The following is a 2,323-nucleotide window of genomic DNA, read 5'->3' on the forward strand; positions in this document are numbered from 1 at the left end:
CCCCCGCCGCAATTGGCGGCTTGTTCTTTATCGGCTTGATGCGCCGCCGTTGATCCGACACAAATTCGGCGGACAACAACTAACACTGTGGGAGCGAGCTTGCTCGCGATGGCGGTGGCATAGCCAGCATCGAAGTGACTGACTCACCGCTATCGCGAGCAAGCTCGCTCCCACAGGGGACGTTGTCGCTCGTAATATCTGCGCCCCAATCTGGCGCGGCCGCCTGCACCAACGCGCCACCAACGTTCTTTCATGGTGCATCCCGCCAACGTGCAACCGCTCTAAAACGACGTTTCCCTGCCTTTTGCCGACCGGGCACAGCCCTTGCAAAACACACCTTCAGTAGTCCGCATCTGCCAACCAAGAAAACTCATAAGTTCATGGAGATCGCACAATGAAGCGTCGCAGTTTGATCAAGGCTTTCACTCTCTCGGCATCCATTGCCGCAATGGGCATGACCTGGACCGTCCAGGCCGCCGAGACCATCAAGGTCGGTATTCTGCATTCGTTGTCCGGGACCATGGCGATCTCCGAAACGTCGTTGAAAGACATGGCGCTGATGACCATCGACGAGATCAACGCCAAGGGCGGCGTGAACGGCAAGATGCTGGAACCGGTGGTCGTCGACCCGGCGTCGAACTGGCCACTGTTCGCCGAGAAGGGTCGTCAGTTGCTGACCCAGGACAAGGTCGCCGTGGTGTTTGGCTGCTGGACTTCCGTGTCGCGCAAATCGGTATTGCCGGTGTTCGAAGAGCTCAATGGCTTGCTGTTCTACCCGGTGCAATACGAAGGCGAAGAAATGTCGCCGAACGTGTTCTACACCGGCGCCGCGCCGAACCAGCAGGCGATCCCTGCCGTTGAATACCTGATGAGCGAAGAAGGCGGCAGCGCCAAGCGTTACTTCCTGCTCGGCACCGACTACGTCTACCCGCGCACCACCAACAAGATCCTGCGTTCGTTCCTGCACTCCAAAGGCGTGGCCGACAAGGACATCGAAGAGGTCTACACCCCGTTCGGTCACAGCGACTACCAGACCATCGTCGCCAACATCAAGAAGTTCTCGGCGGGCGGCAAGACTGCCGTTATCTCCACCGTCAACGGCGACTCCAACGTGCCGTTCTACAAAGAGCTGGCCAACCAGGGCCTGAAAGCCACCGACGTTCCGGTCGTGGCGTTTTCGGTGGGCGAAGAGGAACTGCGTGGCATCGACACCAAACCGCTGGTGGGTAACCTGGCGGCGTGGAACTACTTCGAATCGGTCGAGAACCCGGTGAACAAGAAGTTCGTCGATGACTGGAAGGCCTACGCGAAGAAACACAACCTGCCGGGCGCAGACAAAGCGGTGACCAACGACCCGATGGAGGCCACCTACGTCGGCATCCACATGTGGGCCCAAGCCGCGGAAAAAGCCAAGTCCACCGACGTCGACAAAGTCCGCGAAGCCCTGGCCGGCCAGACCTTTGCCGCACCGTCCGGCTATACGCTGACCATGGACAAGACCAATCACCACCTGCACAAGCCAGTGATGATCGGCGAGATCCAGTCTGACGGTCAGTTCAACGTGGTATGGCAGACCGAAGGGCCGATCCGCGCCCAGCCGTGGAGCCCGTTCATCCCGGGCAACGACAAGAAGCCGGAGTATGCGGTGAAGAGCAACTAAGCCATTGGGCCTGACGATTGTTCAGGCCCAACACAACTCCCTGTGGGAGCGAGCTTGCTCGCGATGGGGCCATGACAGTCGATATTGATGGTGAATGTCAGTCCGCTATCGCGAGCAAGCTCGCTCCCACATTGATCGCGTAAGGCCAAAGACATGCCCACCGCCCTTTACCGCTTCATTCTCGCCATCACACTGTTGCTGCCGATGGCCGCCCACGCCGGTGACGCCGACGACTTCGTCGCCGCCAATCCCGTGCAGCAGGCAAAACTTCTGGAAGCCTGGGCCGCGCAGCCCGATCCGGCCCGCATCGAGCTGATCAACGCCCTGCAACAAGGCGAGTTGACCATCGACGGCCAACCGAAAACCCTGCGCCTGAACAACCGCCTGCGGGGTCTGATCGACACGGCCCTGGCCAGCCATCAATTGCTCGCTGCCGACGCCAAAACCCGTCTGGCCGCCGCGCAGCAATTGCAGAAAAGCGCCAGGCCGGCACAGTTGAAATTCCTCGACCAGCAACTGGCGGGCGAGAAGGACGAGAGCGTTCACGCCGCCCTCAGCCTTGCCCTGGCCAATCTGCAATTGGTGGACGCTGACCCGGCCGTGCGCCTCGCCGCGGTGCGTTTGCTCGGCGAAACCGGCGACCCGCTGGCCCGCACCCGCCTC

General features: G+C 60.7%; 1 protein-coding gene and 1 pseudogene. Both read left to right on the forward strand.

Features of this window, described 5'->3' with window-relative positions; all coding sequences use genetic code 11:
* Positions 1–394: 394 nt before the first annotated feature.
* Positions 395–1,660 (forward strand): urea ABC transporter substrate-binding protein, encoded by a 1,266-nt coding sequence (urtA, locus tag PMI29_RS18745; protein WP_007996683.1) that lies wholly within the window; start codon positions 395–397, stop codon positions 1,658–1,660.
* A gap of 153 nt (positions 1,661–1,813) precedes the next feature.
* A pseudogene (locus PMI29_RS18740) lies at positions 1,814–2,323 on the forward strand (urea ABC transporter permease subunit UrtB); the annotation flags it as partial.

The sequence above is a fragment of the Pseudomonas sp. GM49 genome (assembly GCF_000282355.1).
GTDB lineage: Bacteria > Pseudomonadota > Gammaproteobacteria > Pseudomonadales > Pseudomonadaceae > Aquipseudomonas.